The sequence below is a fragment of the Actinomadura sp. 6N118 genome, assembly GCF_044326415.1.
In the GTDB taxonomy this organism is placed as follows: Bacteria; Actinomycetota; Actinomycetes; order Streptosporangiales; family Streptosporangiaceae; genus Spirillospora.
Genome location: NZ_JBIRAZ010000008.1, coordinates 1 through 14,090, shown reverse-complemented (window position 1 = coordinate 14,090; position 14,090 = coordinate 1). Strand labels below are relative to the sequence as shown.

The window sequence follows — 14,090 nt, the reverse complement described above, 5'->3', positions numbered from 1 at the left end:
GGCGAGTGGGCTGTTATCTGTCGCCCAGATAGAAGGGGGATCGGGTCGGAATCGTGACAGGTTCGCCCTCAGATGGGCACACCGTTGATGGTCTCGGGCGGTCGAGACATACCGAGTAGGATCCGCAGCTCCTCAGTGTGTGACCAGGGACCTGGCTCCGGCGGATCGCACATCGGCCGGACCCACCGCTCCACAAAGCTGAGCAGGATGGCGGTACGGGGCGCGGTGGACGCGTTCAACCCTGATCGGTGCCAGGTAGCTGCAGCCATCACCAGCAACGTTCCTGGTTCGGCCACGAAGGTGAACCGCTCGCCGATCTCCGCAGCGATGGGCGTTCGGGGGCGGTCGTGCGTACCGGCGATCAGCTCGGTGGCCCCATTGGTCAACGTGAACGGGTCGAGCGCCAGGACGCACTGCAGCCCAAGTATCGACCCGCTCAAGGTGCCGGGCATCTCGTTGAAGGGATAGTCGAGGTGCCAAGCATCGACAGGCAGCCCGGGCAGCACGCTGTTCAGGCTGAAGTCCGACAGCAGATAGTGCTTCCCGAGAAGTTCGGTCACTGCCGCGACGAGGCGAGTGTCGGCCAGTAGTTCCACGAACATGGCACCATGCCGATAGAGGTCCCATACACGTGTCGACTTCGGGAAGCGCAGGCCATACGGCCCCGCGCTCAACTCTGCGGCGAGCTCGGCAAGCTCGACACAACGGTCTGGCCCTACGAAGGTGGGCCAGACCGCGAACCCGTTGGCCCGTACGTCAGCGATCAGTCCGGCGGGGACGGCGGTCAATGTCAAGGTCACTCCTTCAGCTCGGCCCGCACCTCGAACCGGGTGCCGCGGGTGTCATGCCTTGCGAGATCGATCAGCCGTATGCCATCAGTGAGCAGGCCCATGACCAGCTCGACCAGCTCCCCCACGTCGGCATCCGCATGCCGGACCTTGTGAGTGGCGACTATTTGAAGCCGGAGCTCGGTCATGCTGGCTCCAGCAGTCGCCGGACGGAGAACGCGTCAAGCTCGGCTGGGCCGATCAACTCAACAGGCTGTGCCGCCAGCCAGGTGCACAGCTCATGCACGGTCTGGGCCAACGCGTTTTCCTCTTGGTGCGAGGAAAGATCCACTACCGCGCACGCCGGGTCCGCAGCCTCTAGGACCCGCGCCAGCCGATGGCTGAGCGGTCCGAACTGCCGGGGAACCGCGGTGATCCGCGTTGCTTGCGCAACCGTCAAAGAAGGTACGGGCGGCGCCTGACCCAGCCATCGGCGCACCTGCGTAGTCTCGTCCGGGGAGCAGCTGATCAGGACACGGACCCCCTGAGCGGCGAGGTTCTGTGGGGCAGCTTCGAGCCGGACACCGCTCATTAGGATCGAGATCGTCCGGAGGTCACTCTTGGGATCGGGCCCGCTGACAGGCATGACGTCGTCTTCATCGGCCGCGCCGAGAACTGTCGGGCCGACTGCCCCATCGGGCAGCAACTTGCGGACTGTCTCGGGGCTCCAGCGTGGGCCGGGTACGAGGACCAGCATCGCTTGACGCATGCGAATCCGGGCTGGAGGTGTTTGCGCAAGCCGTTCGACGGCGGTCACGGCCTCGGCGAGACCGTTCTGGTTGGACCCCAACCGGCGTTCCCGAGGCGGCTTGTTCAGGGCTTGGCGCACCAGCGTCTCCAGCACATCAGGGTCCGCTTCGGCCATTGCACCGCCATACTGGCCAATAATGCGCTGGGCATGTTGGTCAAGCCCCTCAAGGAACGAAGCATCCGGAACAATGATGGCGTTTGCTCCGCCGCGGAGAGTTTCAGAAAGTACATTGTTCCCCGGTTTGATAACGGCTACATGAGCCGCAGCGAGCAATTCTGCGAGCTGCGGCTCGAAACGTCGCACGGTAACGTTCGAGGTTTCAAGTAGGGCCCGTCCCGCGTAGTACGGGCCGGTTACCAGAACAAACTTGGCAGTGTGCCCGGACTGACGCAGCCGCTCAGCCACAATGGCGGCGGCTGTGAACAACCGATCACCGTATCCGTCGGCCAGCTGATCGCCGCCAGCGCCGCCGTTCACCACGACCAGCGGCGCGCCGGTCGGCGAGTAGCGGCGACGCACGGCCGCGACGTCCGCTGGATTGGCCTCGTGGTTGAGGTTGCCAACGAACACGAACCGGCCGCTGTGCAGCACCGCTGCGAGAGCGTCGGAGCTGTGGCCCTCTTGGCGGAACTCTGTCGGGTCCTGCGCGACGAGGATCTGGTCGTACTCGGCGAACCGGCCCGCCGTGCGCAGCCTGTCGAATGACTCCCCGTCCAACCGCCGCATCATCAGTAGCCGTGGTCGGCCTACAAGAGCTGCCAGGGACAGGTAGCGCGGATCGGGATAGGTGTCCTCGACCACGACCGCAGGGGCGAGCCGGAGCAGCAATCGCTCAAGAAATTCGATGTAGGTGTCCTCGATGACCGCCGAAGGCACCCGATGCAGCAGCGGCAGGTTCACCACCTGAACCGCAGTGTCTCGCAACAGGTCTAGTGTGGTCGCCTGGCTGACGATTACGGGGCGTAGCCGGCCGGTCCGGCTGAGGGCCTCGGCCAGAAGTATCGCCCGACGCAGGTGGCCGTAACCGATGCCATTCTTTACCAGTAGAACGACCGTTCGCATGGCGCTCAGTGTCGCGCAGAATCGACCAATGCGCCAGCTTTGGGTAATTCTTCGACAGGTCACCGCAGGGTGGCCGCCCACAGCCGCTGGGGCCCTCCCGGCTGCGCAGTAACCGATTGGACACTGGAGTTTTAGGTCGGCTAGATTTTGGCTATGGCGAATCTGGAGGAGCTGCTGCGCCAGCGTTTGGCGCCCGCGTTCGAAGCCGTGGCCGGGACCCAGGTCGACCCGGCGCTGCGCCGATCGCAGCATGCGCACTTCCAGTCCGACGCCGCGCTCGCCTTGGTGCGTCGACTGGGCGGCAATCCACGGGATGTCGCCGCGCGGGTGGTCGAGCAGGCCGACCTGGCCGATCTGTGCTCGGACGTGCAGATCTCGGGCCCCGGATTCATCAACCTGACGATCGCCGACGATGTACTCGGCAGGCTTCTGGCTCAGGTGAGCGCTGACGAGCGGCTGACTGTGCCCAGGCCCGAGCGCACGGAGATCGTGACGGTGGACTACTCCGCGCCCAACGCGGCCAAGGAGATGCACGTCGGTCACCTGCGCTCGACGATCATCGGCGACGCTGTGGTCCGGCTGCTGGAGTGGCAGGGCCACACGGTCATCCGCCAGAACCACATCGGCGAGTGGGGCACCCCGTTCGGGATGCTGATCGAGCACCTGCTGGACATCGGCGAGGCCGAGGCGGCGCAGGAGCTGTCGGTCGGCGACCTCAACGGTTTCTATCAGGCCGCCCGGCGCAAGTTCGACGCGGACGACACTTTCAAGGACCGTGCCCGATCCCGGGTGGTCCAACTGCAGAGCGGTGATCCGACCACGCTGCGGCTATGGACGACCCTGGTCGAGGAGTCCAAGAAATACTTCCTGACTGTCTACGCTCTGCTGGGCGTGAAGCTGAACGCCGACGACTTCTTCGGTGAGAGCTTCTACAACGATCAGCTCCAATCGGTTGTGGACGAGCTGGACAAGCTGGGGCTGCTGCGGCTTAGCGAGGGCGCCAAGTGTGTCTTCCCCGCCGGTTACACCAACCGAAACGGCGACCCGCTGCCGATCATCGTGCAGAAGAGAGACGGCGGCTTCGGCTACGGTGCGACCGACTTGGCAACCATCCGCCGCCGACTGCGCGACCTGCACGCCACCCGGCTCCTGTACGTGGTGGGGCTGCCGCAGGCTCAGCATTTTGAGATGGTCTACCAGACCGCCAGGGACGCTGGCTGGCTCGCACTGCCGGCACGGGCCGAGCACGTCGGGCACGGCTCGATCCTGGGCAAGGACGGTAAGATCCTGCGCACCCGCGCTGGGGTCTCGGTCAAGCTGGTGGATCTGTTGCAGGAGGCGGTGGTGAGGGCCGCTGCGATCATCGCGGAGAAGAATCCGGATTTGGACGAGGCCACCCGAGCCGAAGTCGCCAACGCGGTCGGTATTGGCGCGGTCAAGTACTCCGACCTGGCCACCGACCGGGGCAAGGACTACGTCTTCGACTACGATCGGATGCTGTCCTTCGAGGGCAACACTGCCCCCTACCTGCAGTACGCCCGGGCCAGGATCTGCTCGATCTTCCGCAAGGCAAACGTCGAGCCGCCACGGGACCTGGCTGAGGTCGTCGTCGCCGAGCCTGCGGAGCGGGCGCTGGCACTAGAGTTGCTGGCTTTCGAAGGTGTGCTGACGCAGGTCGCCGAGAATCTGGAATTCCACCGGCTTGCCCACTATCTGTATGGGCTGGCCAGCACGTTCACCGGATTCTATGAGAAGTGCCCGGTTCTCAAGTCCGAGGGCCCGGTGCGGCAGAGTCGGCTTGTGCTGTGTGATCTGACTGCACGGACCCTCGCACTCGGGCTGGACCTTTTGGGCATCTCCGCGCCGGATCAGATGTGATCGTGGGGCTGGCTCGCTGCGGTCGGGGAATCCGGCCGCCAGTCGACCAGCCCGACGCTGGAGTTGGTCCAGCACCACCGCTCGTATTCGTGCGCGTCCGCGACACCGTCCTCGATGACAGCGCGGTACAGGTCGATGGACTGGTAGCGGATTCCACTGCGTAGCAGGGCCTCTTTGATCCGGAGGATGGCGCATCGTGTCCGTGGGGTCAGGGCAGCGAGCATCGGCTCGACGAGGTCGACTGACCTGGGACCGGGGTAGTCCTCCGGCAAAAGCCACATCTGCACATTCCACCGTTGTTCGCCATACTGGTAGCCCAGTTCCCAACCCAATCCAGCGTCGGTTTCGCCGATCGCGTTGAGGAACTGGATACGGCGCACTGCCGAATCTCGCGCCCACTCGCCCATCAGCGCGAACCCGGCCTCGATCCGCAACTCGCCGAATACCTCGATGTCAATGTCCGGCTTGACAAGCAACCCGTACGACATCGCTCCGCACAGGTACGGCTCGCCAAGCGCCTTCCATCGGTCCAGCGGAGAGAGCCGTTCCATGATCGCCTGTGCGGCACATTGTCGCTGCTCCTGCCGCGCCAGGACGGCCGCACAGTCGTGGGCATCCAACATCTGCTTGGTCACTGGTCAGCTCCCAGATAACCCAGTTCGGAGCACACCGCCCGGAGATGCTCAGGGATCTGCAGATCAGGGGGCAATTCGCGGCCCGGCACGATCACACCACCCTGGATGGTCTCGCTAGAGTCGCCGATGCCGAACAAGTAGGAGCCATGATCGGCCTTGCCGTACTCCACCATCCCCGCCTCCCACGGTACTTCGAGGAATTCGCAGATCTGCTGGGTCACCTGGTCTGGATGCAGCGTGAGGTCCTCGTAACGGACTGTCAGTCCTGGCAGCTCGCGCCGGGCCGTCACGAGTTCTTCGAGGTAGCACGCCACGAGGCGTTTAGCCGCTTCTGCGTTCTGGCTTGGCTCCACCGCGATGGATGATTCGAGCACGTGCAGTGGGTGCCGCAGCAGGAAGAGGAAACGGGCGGCAGGCCAGCACTCTCGCAGTCTCCGCCAGAGCAGCAGATTGCCTGGTGTTTTATCCACCACGATGTCCTTGCCGCTGACCACGAGTTCCCTATGCAGCATGCGATCCCACAGCAAGTGCTCGATGTCGCGCACCGACAGGCCCGACTCGGTCATCGCTAGTTCTCCGTTCCGGCCGACGACCTGCACTTCCAGATCGGCCAGATGTAGCTCGTGCGGTGCTCTGATCCGACTGTGTGTGTTCAGAATGCAACGCAGCAATGTCGAACCAGAGCGCACCGAGCTGAGTAGGAAGACCGGAGAACGGACGAGTCGGTCGCCCGGGCGAGCGTTGGACACGCGCACTCCTCGGCTGAATCGGGTGGAGATCTTGGTTAGCAATAGGCTCGTACACTCCCAGCAGAATTGCCAGAGGGTGCAAGCGTTGTGAGCCCTCACATCGTTAAGCCACACTAGAACGTTATCTCGCCTTCATCCCCGATCGAGGACTGTCAGGTGCCGTTGCGCCGCCGGGCCGCGTACTTCTCCGTGTAGTTGCGAGCGATCTCCAGCTGTTCCCGCTCCATCCACGGGGCGGCGACCAGCGTGTCGGGCAGGTTCGCGCGCTCCGTTGTCACGGCTCGGAACAACTGGGTGACGGTCACATCGTGGTCGGGACGATGCACCACTTCGATCGGATCGCCGGCGCAGAACTCGCCGGGCTCAATCACGCGAAGCATTGCACCCGGCGAGGCTGCTTGGGTGAAGCGCCGTACCCAGCCCTTCTCATCGCGCCAGTTAGCGAACGTGCGGCAAGGAATGCGGCCGCCTGTGACCTCCAATACCACCTCGGATCCGACTCGCCAGCGCTCGCCAACCAGGACGTCCCTTAGCTCGATGCCGATCGTGGTGAGATTCTCTCCGAAAGTCCCATTGGTGAGCGGGCGCCCCAACTCCTGCTCCCACGTGTCCAAGTCCTCGCGGGCGAACGCGTAGACCGCGCGATCGTCGCCGCCATGGAAGCGAAGATCACAGACGGAGTCTCCCGCCACGCCGCTCGCCCCAATACCGGGTGGTCCAGGAGAAGCTACATGCACTGGCCCACTCACCGGCTGCTTGTCGATGCCTGTCATTCCTGACGGGGCATCGGTAAAGGTCATCGGCTTTGCCGGTCCAAGATTTAGGCTAAGGATCTTCATGTCGCATTCTAGGGCTTCGGTAGACACTGGAACGAGCGTTCCGATTGTGGAACCCTCGTCGAAAGCCCTGAGGGTCAAGAGTCTCCATCGGCCTTCAATAGTGTCTGATCAACGCCTCGGCTTGAGCGCCGACCCACTAAGCCTTTTTCGCTTGCGCTGGTGAGGCCGTCGATCACGGCATGATCGCGGACGGCGTGTCGCTCCCAGCAGCAGCAAAACTCCTGGTAGTCGGGTTGATCACCACAATCCACGCCAGACCACCAGGGGCTTCGCATGCTTTTGTACCGTGCTTCGCTGCCGTTTTCGCGTTCGACCCTGAAGTAGGTGACCGGAGTCGTCCGGCGGCACCGCGCGCGCCTGGCCGGCAAGGACCGGGTGCTGTCGCCGGGCATGCAGGCGCTGATGGTGCTGGTCTACTTGCGTAAAGGAGAGACCTTCGCCGGGCTCGGCGCGGGATTCGGGGTATCGACCACGACTGCGTGGCGGTACGTCAACGAGACCGCACTGCGCTACCAGGAGAACTACCGCGAAGAATGGCAACTGGACGGCGTCACCTACGACATCGACACATGGCCTGACCTGCCCATCTTCCTGGAGATCGAAAGCCCTGGCGAGCAGTCCGTTCGGCGCGCTGCGGCCGACCTGGGACTCGACTTCACTGACGCCACCTACGGCAGCGTCGACGAGGTCTATCTCAACCAACTCGGCCGCGACATCCTCAAAGAGCCCACGCTGGTCTTCAACACAGCCGCTGAATAAGACCGACACCGAGCAGAAAGACCCTGATGTCCGCCGTGGCCCGCGTGGTCGGCGAATGCCGTTTAGATCTGCTGAAGGTCGGAGACAACGACCTCGACTTCGAGAATCGTGTGGAGGCGCCCTAAGCTGCTGCGCCCAGCGCCCCGGTGAATCGGGCTCCCCGGGATCGTCGGTCGTCGTGGAAGTCTCGTACCTGACCCAGACCAGGCCGCATCCAGAGGAGGTGCAGAGTTCGGCCTCGAGAAATGTACCGGGTGGATCGAGCTTGTGTAGGAACCGCTCCACGCCCTTGTACTTCTTGGGGGCTTTTCGGCGGCTCAAGCGGTTAAAGGAATTGTGGCGGCAACGACGTCCTGTACCAACCATGATGTCGAAGCCGGGGGCTGAACCAGTTTTGGCGAGGTAAATCTCATTGGTGATCAGACGCCGGGCCTGCTGAGCTGGAAACGGTTCAGGTGGCTCCGGCTCCGGATCCCGCTGTGGTCGGGAACCTCCCGGCAATACATCGAGCTCCTGGAGCCCTCGTGTCACTGCCGAAAGGTCCCATTCCCCGGTCTTGGGAGCGGGGAGTTCGAGCATGGTGCGACCCTTTTGCTGTAGGGCGCCCAGTATCTTTTGTGCACTGTGCTCGTCGGGGGTGACGGCGGTGACGATCGTTCCTTCAGCTTCCGATCCACGGTCGCGGGTCTCGGTCCATGCGCGGGTGGAGGACGCTCGAGGGATCGGCAGGATCGTGAGGTGCACGCCGTCGACAGCGGCATGTGCCTCGACTTCTTCGGCGTCGTGTGCGAGCCGCACGGTGGCGTCCGGTCCAAGGAGGACCAGGACGCGTTCAGAGGCGGCGGCGAGCGGGCGCCATCGGCTCTGGACGGTGATCAGTATCAGCTCATCGCGGATCGCCGACAGGCTATCCGCCAGAGGATACACATCCAGCTCCCGCACCTCGGCGCCGTTCGGGCCGTGCGGAAGACTCAGCCGGGCCCAGCCAACGCTGCGAGGAGACCCGGCGTTCGCATCCATGGAAGCCATGAGCCACCAGGTGCCGTCGGGCAGATGGACCACGCGTTGTGCCCTCGTCAGGATGGTGAACAGGACGTCCAACGGGCAGGACGCGCTGCCGGCTGCTGCCAACAATTCAGGCACGAGGCAATGCGGACTGCCGTCCCGGGCAGGCTGCCAGAGGAGCCTGCGCAGCGGTCTGGGGGTGGACGGGTCCCGTCGGAGTCTGTCGAGCAGTTGTTCGAGCTCGGCGGGGTCAGTGGGAATGCTCAGCAGACGGGCCGGAGGTGTGGTGAGGATGCCGGTCAGGGCGAGATCGGTGTAGGTGGAATCAGGACGTCGGGTTCGCCCCGCGCCATGGGGGGTCTCCACGATGTCACCGCCGATACAACATGCCGAGAGTGAGCGGCAGCGCGAGCAGTTCCTCGGCGGTCATCTGGTCGATGAGTTCGTGTGCCCGTCGGCGCAAAGCCCCGAGGTCGCTTTCCGCGGCGGCGCGAGGCTGCACGGCAGAACCCGTGGTGACTCGCCGGCGTGGCGGCGTGGCGACGGCGGTCGGCGAGGAAGGGGCGTCATCGGCCACTCGCGGGTCGATCGTCAGGTCGTTCTGCCGCGCCCACGACCGGATCGTCTCGACGACCTGCTCGTTTCGGAAGCTTTTCCAATCACGCTGGATGGCCAGCGTCCGGATGATGTGGGTGAACGCTTGGAGCGGTCGTTCTCCTCGCAGCGCCTGAGCGAGAAGGTCGCGGTCGCCGCCCGACGACAGACCCGTCACAAAGCTGTGGGCCCAACCGGTCTGGGTCTGCAGATCCACCGGGGTGATCGGCACGAACCTCCGGCGGTCGGTCTGCATCGCCTGGCGGAGTTGCCTGATCTGAAGGTCGTGGGCCTCGGCCGCGATGGCGACCCGAAAGGCTTTTCCCTCCTCCCGGTCGTAGGCCCGCAGGAACCCGGGGGTCCAGTCCATAAACGTGGACCAGAGATCGGGACGCAACTGTGTCGGCGTGCGCGGCTTCGCCTCGTCCTCCGAATACCGATCGACCGGCAAGACGTCCACATCAGGCCCGGACTCGGCCGAACGCAAAGCGATGACACCCGCCTCCCGCGCGGCGTTGAGGAACTCGCGGAAGGTGGCGAAACCGTAGGACCGCTCGTCGAGGGGCGTGCCGAGCCGCTGGGTGAGACGAGGCTTGACGCCAGCCGAGCGGGTTGAGCGACCGTCGCGGATCAGATTCTGGACGACCTCGACGAGCTCATGGAATACGTAGTCCAGAGGAGGGTTGAAAGGTGATCCGTAGGAAAATGTGGGGCGCGTGGTCATACTGGCCTCCAGTGTGTGAGGCGCAACAGCAGAAAGCCGAGTGCGGCTTTCTGAGTTGCACATACACACTGCCCCAGGCTCCGGCTCGACGATGCTCCGGGGCGGCTCAGCCGAAGCCCGGACGCGTCCACGAGGCCTACTCGCGGAATCGCGTTACACCGACGACACCGCCCGTTTGGGTACGCCCCTCAAGACGAGGAACGGAGGCAATGTTGTGGGAGTGAAGAATGTTGTCCGAGTCCGAAGACCGAACATTCGCATTGTTCGGGTACCAGAGGGACCTTGTCAAGCCGTCGCCGCCAGGTCTGCTGCACGAAGTTCACGTCGGCTGCCCTTGCGCTGCCTACCCGTGATGGGACAGAGGGCATCTATCCCGAGCGTATGAGCCCCGACAGAGAGCCGGCGGTGGCCGCCACCACCGGCTCGCTCGCCAACTCTGCCGTCCTGGCGCGTCACGTTGTGGACCCCGGCGTCGCCAAAACCTGACCACCCATGTGACCGGCTGTCTACGCCAGCCGTAGTCCCTGGTTCTCGGTGAGTTGAGCGATTGCCTGGTCGGCGATGACCTTGCGGAGGCGCGTGTTCTCTGCCTCGGCTTCTGCCAGGGCAGCCGTCGCCTCCGCCAGCGCTTCGACATCAGGTGCCGATGGCGGGACTGTCTGGCTCTGCTGCGGAGCGCTGCGAATCTTGTCGAGGGCAGTTAGTGCGGTTTCGTCGGCGGTGGGGAGGCTGTGCAGGTACTTCTCGGTTGTGGCGAGTTTCAGGTGGCCCAGTCGTTCTTTGACCACTTGAAGGTCCGCGCCGCCCGCGAGCAGCCAGGACGCATGCGCGTGTCGTAGGTCGTGGATGCGCGGTTCGAGACCGGGACCTGCGGCTTCACGAGCGGGAAGCCAGACCTTTTTGCGGAACCAGTCTCGTGCGATGTGATCTTCCGGGGCGACGATACGGGGAGTTCGTGGGTTGTCCTTGCCCTGACCGCGCCGCTTGGCTCGGTAGGTGGCGTAGGCGCCTCGGCAATGGTCGCACCGGCATTTGGCGAGGTTGTATGCCGAAGTCGTGCCGTGGGTGTACGTGCGACCGTTGTCTGCGACGAACTTCATGTCCTCGGGGTCCGCCAGGACCTGGAGACGTGGCTTGGTCGTGGGCGTTCGCTCTCGTGAGAACAGCAGGTCGTCCGAACCGAGGCTGTTGGCCTCGACGTAGGCCTTGAGTTTGTTCGCGATCTGGGAGCTCAGTTTGAGCCGGCGGTGTCGCTTGTTCTTGGGGTACTGCTTGACCAAGAACCGTTTGCCGTCGGGGTGGTTCTTGCGCGTGAGCTCTACAACGGCACGGCTCACGGTCAGGATACGGGTCTCGAAGTCGAGGTCCTGGACCCGAAGCTCGGTCAGCTCGCCCCAGCGGAGGCCGCTTTCGATGTCGAGTTCGACGAGGAGTTGCGCTCGCGCGTCGGGTAGTGCGTGATAGATGGCGTCGAACTGCTCCGCCGTCAGGATCTTGCGGATCTTTTCAGGTACCGGGTCGGTCTGCACTCCTCGACTGGGATGGATGCCGAGGATGTGATCGTTGAGTGCGGTGGTGAAGATCGCGTTGAGGATCGATGTCTTGCAGTACTGAATCCTGCGAGGCGAGACGCCCTGTGCCTTGAGCCTGGTGATCCACTCTCGGACGTTCTCCGGGTAGATGTCCCGCATCTTCATGTCCCCGAAGAAGGGCATGATGTGCTTGTAGATCGCTGAGAGGTAGTCCTGTCGGGTGCTCGGCTCCATCCGGTGATGGGGTAGCCACTTCTCCTCGACGTAGCGGCGAAAGGTCTGTTTGCCTCGGCGTGGGTCCCACGGTAATCCTTCGCGTATCTTCACCTCGGCCGTCTGCCAGGCCCGGGTGGCCTCCTTGTCCGACGCGTACGTACCCGCAGACCGCTGCTTGCCTTGGGCGTCGATGTACAGAGCCTGATAGCGCGTTGCCTTCTTGTTGTTGTACGTGCGGACGAAGCCCATTGAGATCTCCTCGCGCCTTGATCATCTATCACTTTTCTATCACTGGATCATGTGGCATTCAGTGATAGAATCTTGGACAGTATGACATGTCGATCATGGTGCTCACCAGCAGTTTAGCCAAGAAGTCTCGAACAGGTTAGCGATCAAAATGGACGTGATTTAAATTTCCCAAGCTGGTAGCGCGGGTTCGATTCCCGTCACTCGCTCCACATCTAAGGCCCAGGTCAGGGACATGATCCCCAATCTGGGCCTTGATCGTTCTTGGCGTCCGTGGCACCGCGTGCAATTAGCGTGCAATTAGGCCACGGGGACGAGGGCGCCCGCCGGACCGTCGTCATCGTCCTCGTCCGGCTTCCGGTCGGCCTCCACAAGGGCATTGAGACCGTCAGCGATCTGACGATCAGCCCTGCTCGACCGCTGCTGGTAGCGCAGCGCGGCCCGCTCATTGTCGTGACCCATGCGCGCCATCAGGTTCTTGAGCGAGACGCCCATGTCGGCAGCGAGGGTGTTGCCCGTGTGCCGGAGGTCATGGAAGTGCAGGCCCGGCACGCCGAGCAGCTCCACCGCGTACTTCCACCGGGTGATCTTGTTGAAGCCACTGCGCCGAAGCGGCCCGCCCTTGATCCCCGTGAAGACGAGGGCGTCAGGCCCCTGCTTCGTGTACTTGGTCAGGTGCGCGACCAGGTCCGGGATGATCGCATCGGGGATTGCCACCGTACGCAGGCCAGCGCGGGACTTCGGCGGCCCGAGGACCATCTGTCCATTGTCACGCTCGATGAACGCGACCCGGGTTGCGGGTGAGGATCTTGTCTTCATCGACCGCCGTCATGAGTACCGCGCGCAGCAGCCGGTACGCCTTGGCCGCCATGGTTGCCGAAACCCCAGAGTCGAGGAGGGCCGTACGCCACTCACGGATCATGGACGTGCTGAGCTTCCCCAGCGAAACGCCGCCAAGGTGCGGATCGATGTACCGCTTGAGCAGCCAGGCGTACAGCTCCACTGTGCGAGGCCGGAGACCGGGCCGCTGTTCGATCCACTTCGTGGCGTAGTCGCCTAGCTTGACCTTGCCTCGCTCAGGGTCGACCCATTCACCGCTGTAGATCTGGGCCTCAGTGAGGGTCAACCACCGCTCTGCATCACTCTTGCGTGCGAAGGTCTCGGGGGCGTAGCGGCGTTGTCCATCAGGTGCGATGTAGCTTGCCTGGTAGCGGCCCGAGGGCAGCTTGCGGATGTTGCCGAAACGGCGGTGCCCAGGCTTGTTGCCCTTGGCCACCAGGCGGCCCTCCAGACGTCGGACGTGGTCAGGGGTTCGACGAGTCCGGCAGTTATGAACTCGCGGAGTGCGGATTCCGGGATGCGGACGAGACCGCGCTTACCGGGCTCGCCCAGGCGGACGAAGCGGATGCGCCGTTCGGCGATGAGCCGCCGAGGGAACCGCTCGGAGGTGCCGAGCAACTCGGCCGCTTGCACGACGGTCAACAGACGCTCGTCAGCAGGGAGAGACGAGGAGTTCTTGCGCTTGCTGGTCACGCTGCCTCCCCGGTTGCCGAAGCGTCGTTGAGGGCTTGGGCGAGTTGGTCGCGTCGCCGGGTGCGTTCCTCGATGAGCAGCAGCAGCCGGTGTGTGATCGGCTTGACGTCGGGATCACCGGGCCCAGCGCGTTCCCACAGGAACCGCCGATCACCCGCTGCAGGGCCAGTTGCCGAAATACCGGCCTCCGCCAGCCGCGCCAGCACCCAAGCGGTGCGGTCGGCTTTGTGGTCGGCCATGGTCTTGCCCGACCACTTGCGCGACACCAGCACGCGGCGGCCGCCGTAGCCGAGGTGTTCGCGTCGGTGGGCCTTGCCTTTGCAGAACCCCGGCACCAGGCCCTTACGCGGGTTCTTGGGCTGGACCCCGTAGCGCAGCCAGTTGGCGCACGTTGGGGAGCACGGCTCATACCGCAGCGCTTCAGCCATCCGCTCGACGTGGGCCAGTTGGCGGTCTGTCTGCGCTTCGTGGCAGTCGGCGACGCTCTTGACCAGGTACTTGGTCAGGTAGCGGATACAGCGGTTGCTGTCCGCGCCGCCCGCCATGACACCCTGGGCATCGACCTGACGGCCGAAGCTACGACCTTGGGCAGCGGGAACAAGCAGAGGTCGCGCGCCAGACCGCCTACCAGATGGGCAAGCAGACCGGGCACGGCGAACTCATGGGCTGGGCGTATGAGATGTCTGCATGGTTCGGACTCGTTGAAGGCTGCTACGAGGACGTACTAGACGCCGCCCAGC

General features: G+C 64.0%; 12 protein-coding genes and 2 pseudogenes. 2 read left to right on the top strand and 12 right to left on the bottom strand.

Annotated features, from left to right (window positions below):
- Nucleotides 1-68: 68 nt before the first annotated feature.
- Genes ACH34W_RS21530 through ACH34W_RS21520 form a run of 3 tightly spaced genes read right to left on the bottom strand, consistent with a single transcriptional unit; the run spans nt 69 to nt 2,640 of the window.
- Nucleotides 69-794: a phytanoyl-CoA dioxygenase family protein gene (locus ACH34W_RS21530; protein ID WP_395962738.1), complete on the bottom strand. Its 726-nt coding sequence runs from the start codon at nt 792-794 to the stop codon at nt 69-71.
- Nucleotides 795-796: 2 nt separating this feature from the next.
- Entirely contained in the window at nt 797-976 is a 180-nt protein-coding gene (locus ACH34W_RS21525; protein ID WP_395962737.1) for a hypothetical protein, read from the bottom strand.
- On the bottom strand, nt 973-2,640 hold the full coding sequence (locus ACH34W_RS21520; RefSeq protein ID WP_395962736.1) for a glycosyltransferase: 1,668 nt from the start codon (nt 2,638-2,640) through the stop codon (nt 973-975). Before ACH34W_RS21520 ends, ACH34W_RS21525 begins: the two co-directional genes overlap by 4 nt.
- Nucleotides 2,641-2,793: 153 nt before the next feature.
- Between ACH34W_RS21520 and argS the strand changes: the two genes are divergently transcribed.
- On the top strand, nt 2,794-4,518 hold the full coding sequence (gene argS, locus ACH34W_RS21515; RefSeq protein WP_395962735.1) for an arginine--tRNA ligase: 1,725 nt from the start codon (nt 2,794-2,796) through the stop codon (nt 4,516-4,518).
- On the opposite strand, the gene ACH34W_RS21510 is transcribed toward argS, so the two are convergent.
- The 3 genes from ACH34W_RS21510 to ACH34W_RS21500 form a co-directional block, all read right to left on the bottom strand.
- Complete coding sequence (locus tag ACH34W_RS21510) at nt 4,509-5,153, bottom strand: hypothetical protein (RefSeq protein ID WP_395962734.1); 645 nt, start codon at nt 5,151-5,153, stop codon at nt 4,509-4,511. The two genes, argS and ACH34W_RS21510, sit on opposite strands and share 10 nt — an antisense overlap.
- The gene (locus ACH34W_RS21505; protein WP_395962733.1) at nt 5,150-5,902 is read right to left on the bottom strand and encodes a sulfotransferase family protein; all 753 of its coding nucleotides are present in this window, start codon (nt 5,900-5,902) and stop codon (nt 5,150-5,152) included. The genes ACH34W_RS21510 and ACH34W_RS21505 overlap by 4 nt, the downstream gene beginning before the upstream one ends.
- A gap of 152 nt (nt 5,903-6,054) precedes the next feature.
- Nucleotides 6,055-6,741, bottom strand: coding sequence for an MOSC domain-containing protein (locus ACH34W_RS21500; protein WP_395962732.1), 687 nt, complete (start codon nt 6,739-6,741; stop codon nt 6,055-6,057).
- A 324-nt stretch (nt 6,742-7,065) separates the two neighbouring features.
- Here ACH34W_RS21500 and ACH34W_RS21495 point away from each other — a divergent pair.
- Nucleotides 7,066-7,242 (top strand): annotated as a pseudogene (locus tag ACH34W_RS21495) (transposase family protein); the annotation flags it as partial.
- 1,633 nt (nt 7,243-8,875) lie between these two features.
- Here ACH34W_RS21495 and ACH34W_RS21490 read toward each other — a convergent pair.
- The 6 genes and pseudogenes from ACH34W_RS21490 to ACH34W_RS21465 form a co-directional block, all read right to left on the bottom strand.
- Entirely contained in the window at nt 8,876-9,823 is a 948-nt protein-coding gene (locus ACH34W_RS21490) for a UPF0158 family protein (RefSeq protein WP_395962731.1), read from the bottom strand.
- 506 nt (nt 9,824-10,329) lie between these two features.
- Nucleotides 10,330-11,820 carry a tyrosine-type recombinase/integrase gene (locus ACH34W_RS21485; RefSeq protein ID WP_395962730.1) on the bottom strand — a complete coding sequence of 497 codons (1,491 nt, stop codon included), beginning with the start codon at nt 11,818-11,820 and terminating at the stop codon, nt 10,330-10,332.
- A 297-nt stretch (nt 11,821-12,117) separates the two neighbouring features.
- Nucleotides 12,118-12,576 (bottom strand): tyrosine-type recombinase/integrase, encoded by a 459-nt coding sequence (locus ACH34W_RS21480; protein ID WP_395962729.1) that lies wholly within the window; start codon nt 12,574-12,576, stop codon nt 12,118-12,120.
- Nucleotides 12,577-12,586: 10 nt separating this feature from the next.
- The gene (locus ACH34W_RS21475; protein ID WP_395962728.1) at nt 12,587-13,093 is read right to left on the bottom strand and encodes a hypothetical protein; all 507 of its coding nucleotides are present in this window, start codon (nt 13,091-13,093) and stop codon (nt 12,587-12,589) included.
- Nucleotides 13,094-13,152: 59 nt separating this feature from the next.
- A pseudogene (locus tag ACH34W_RS21470) lies at nt 13,153-13,290 on the bottom strand (excisionase family DNA-binding protein); the annotation flags it as partial.
- Nucleotides 13,291-13,346: 56 nt separating this feature from the next.
- Entirely contained in the window at nt 13,347-13,895 is a 549-nt protein-coding gene (locus ACH34W_RS21465) for a replication initiator (RefSeq protein ID WP_395962727.1), read from the bottom strand.
- Between the last annotated feature and the right edge of the window lie 195 nt (nt 13,896-14,090).

What these genes read in the sequence shown, in the direction of transcription:
- ACH34W_RS21525 (WP_395962737.1), bottom strand. Translation starts at nt 976, where the DNA reads ATGACCGAGCTCCGGCTTCAAATAGTCGCCACTCACAAGGTCCGGCAT.
- ACH34W_RS21520 (WP_395962736.1), bottom strand. Translation starts at nt 2,640, where the DNA reads ATGCGAACGGTCGTTCTACTGGTAAAGAATGGCATCGGTTACGGCCAC.
- argS (WP_395962735.1), top strand. Translation starts at nt 2,794, where the DNA reads ATGGCGAATCTGGAGGAGCTGCTGCGCCAGCGTTTGGCGCCCGCGTTC.
- ACH34W_RS21500 (WP_395962732.1), bottom strand. Translation starts at nt 6,741, where the DNA reads ATGAAGATCCTTAGCCTAAATCTTGGACCGGCAAAGCCGATGACCTTT.
- ACH34W_RS21490 (WP_395962731.1), bottom strand. Translation starts at nt 9,823, where the DNA reads ATGACCACGCGCCCCACATTTTCCTACGGATCACCTTTCAACCCTCCT.
- ACH34W_RS21485 (WP_395962730.1), bottom strand. Translation starts at nt 11,820, where the DNA reads ATGGGCTTCGTCCGCACGTACAACAACAAGAAGGCAACGCGCTATCAG.
- ACH34W_RS21480 (WP_395962729.1), bottom strand. Translation starts at nt 12,576, where the DNA reads ATGGTCCTCGGGCCGCCGAAGTCCCGCGCTGGCCTGCGTACGGTGGCA.
- ACH34W_RS21465 (WP_395962727.1), bottom strand. Translation starts at nt 13,895, where the DNA reads ATGGCGGGCGGCGCGGACAGCAACCGCTGTATCCGCTACCTGACCAAG.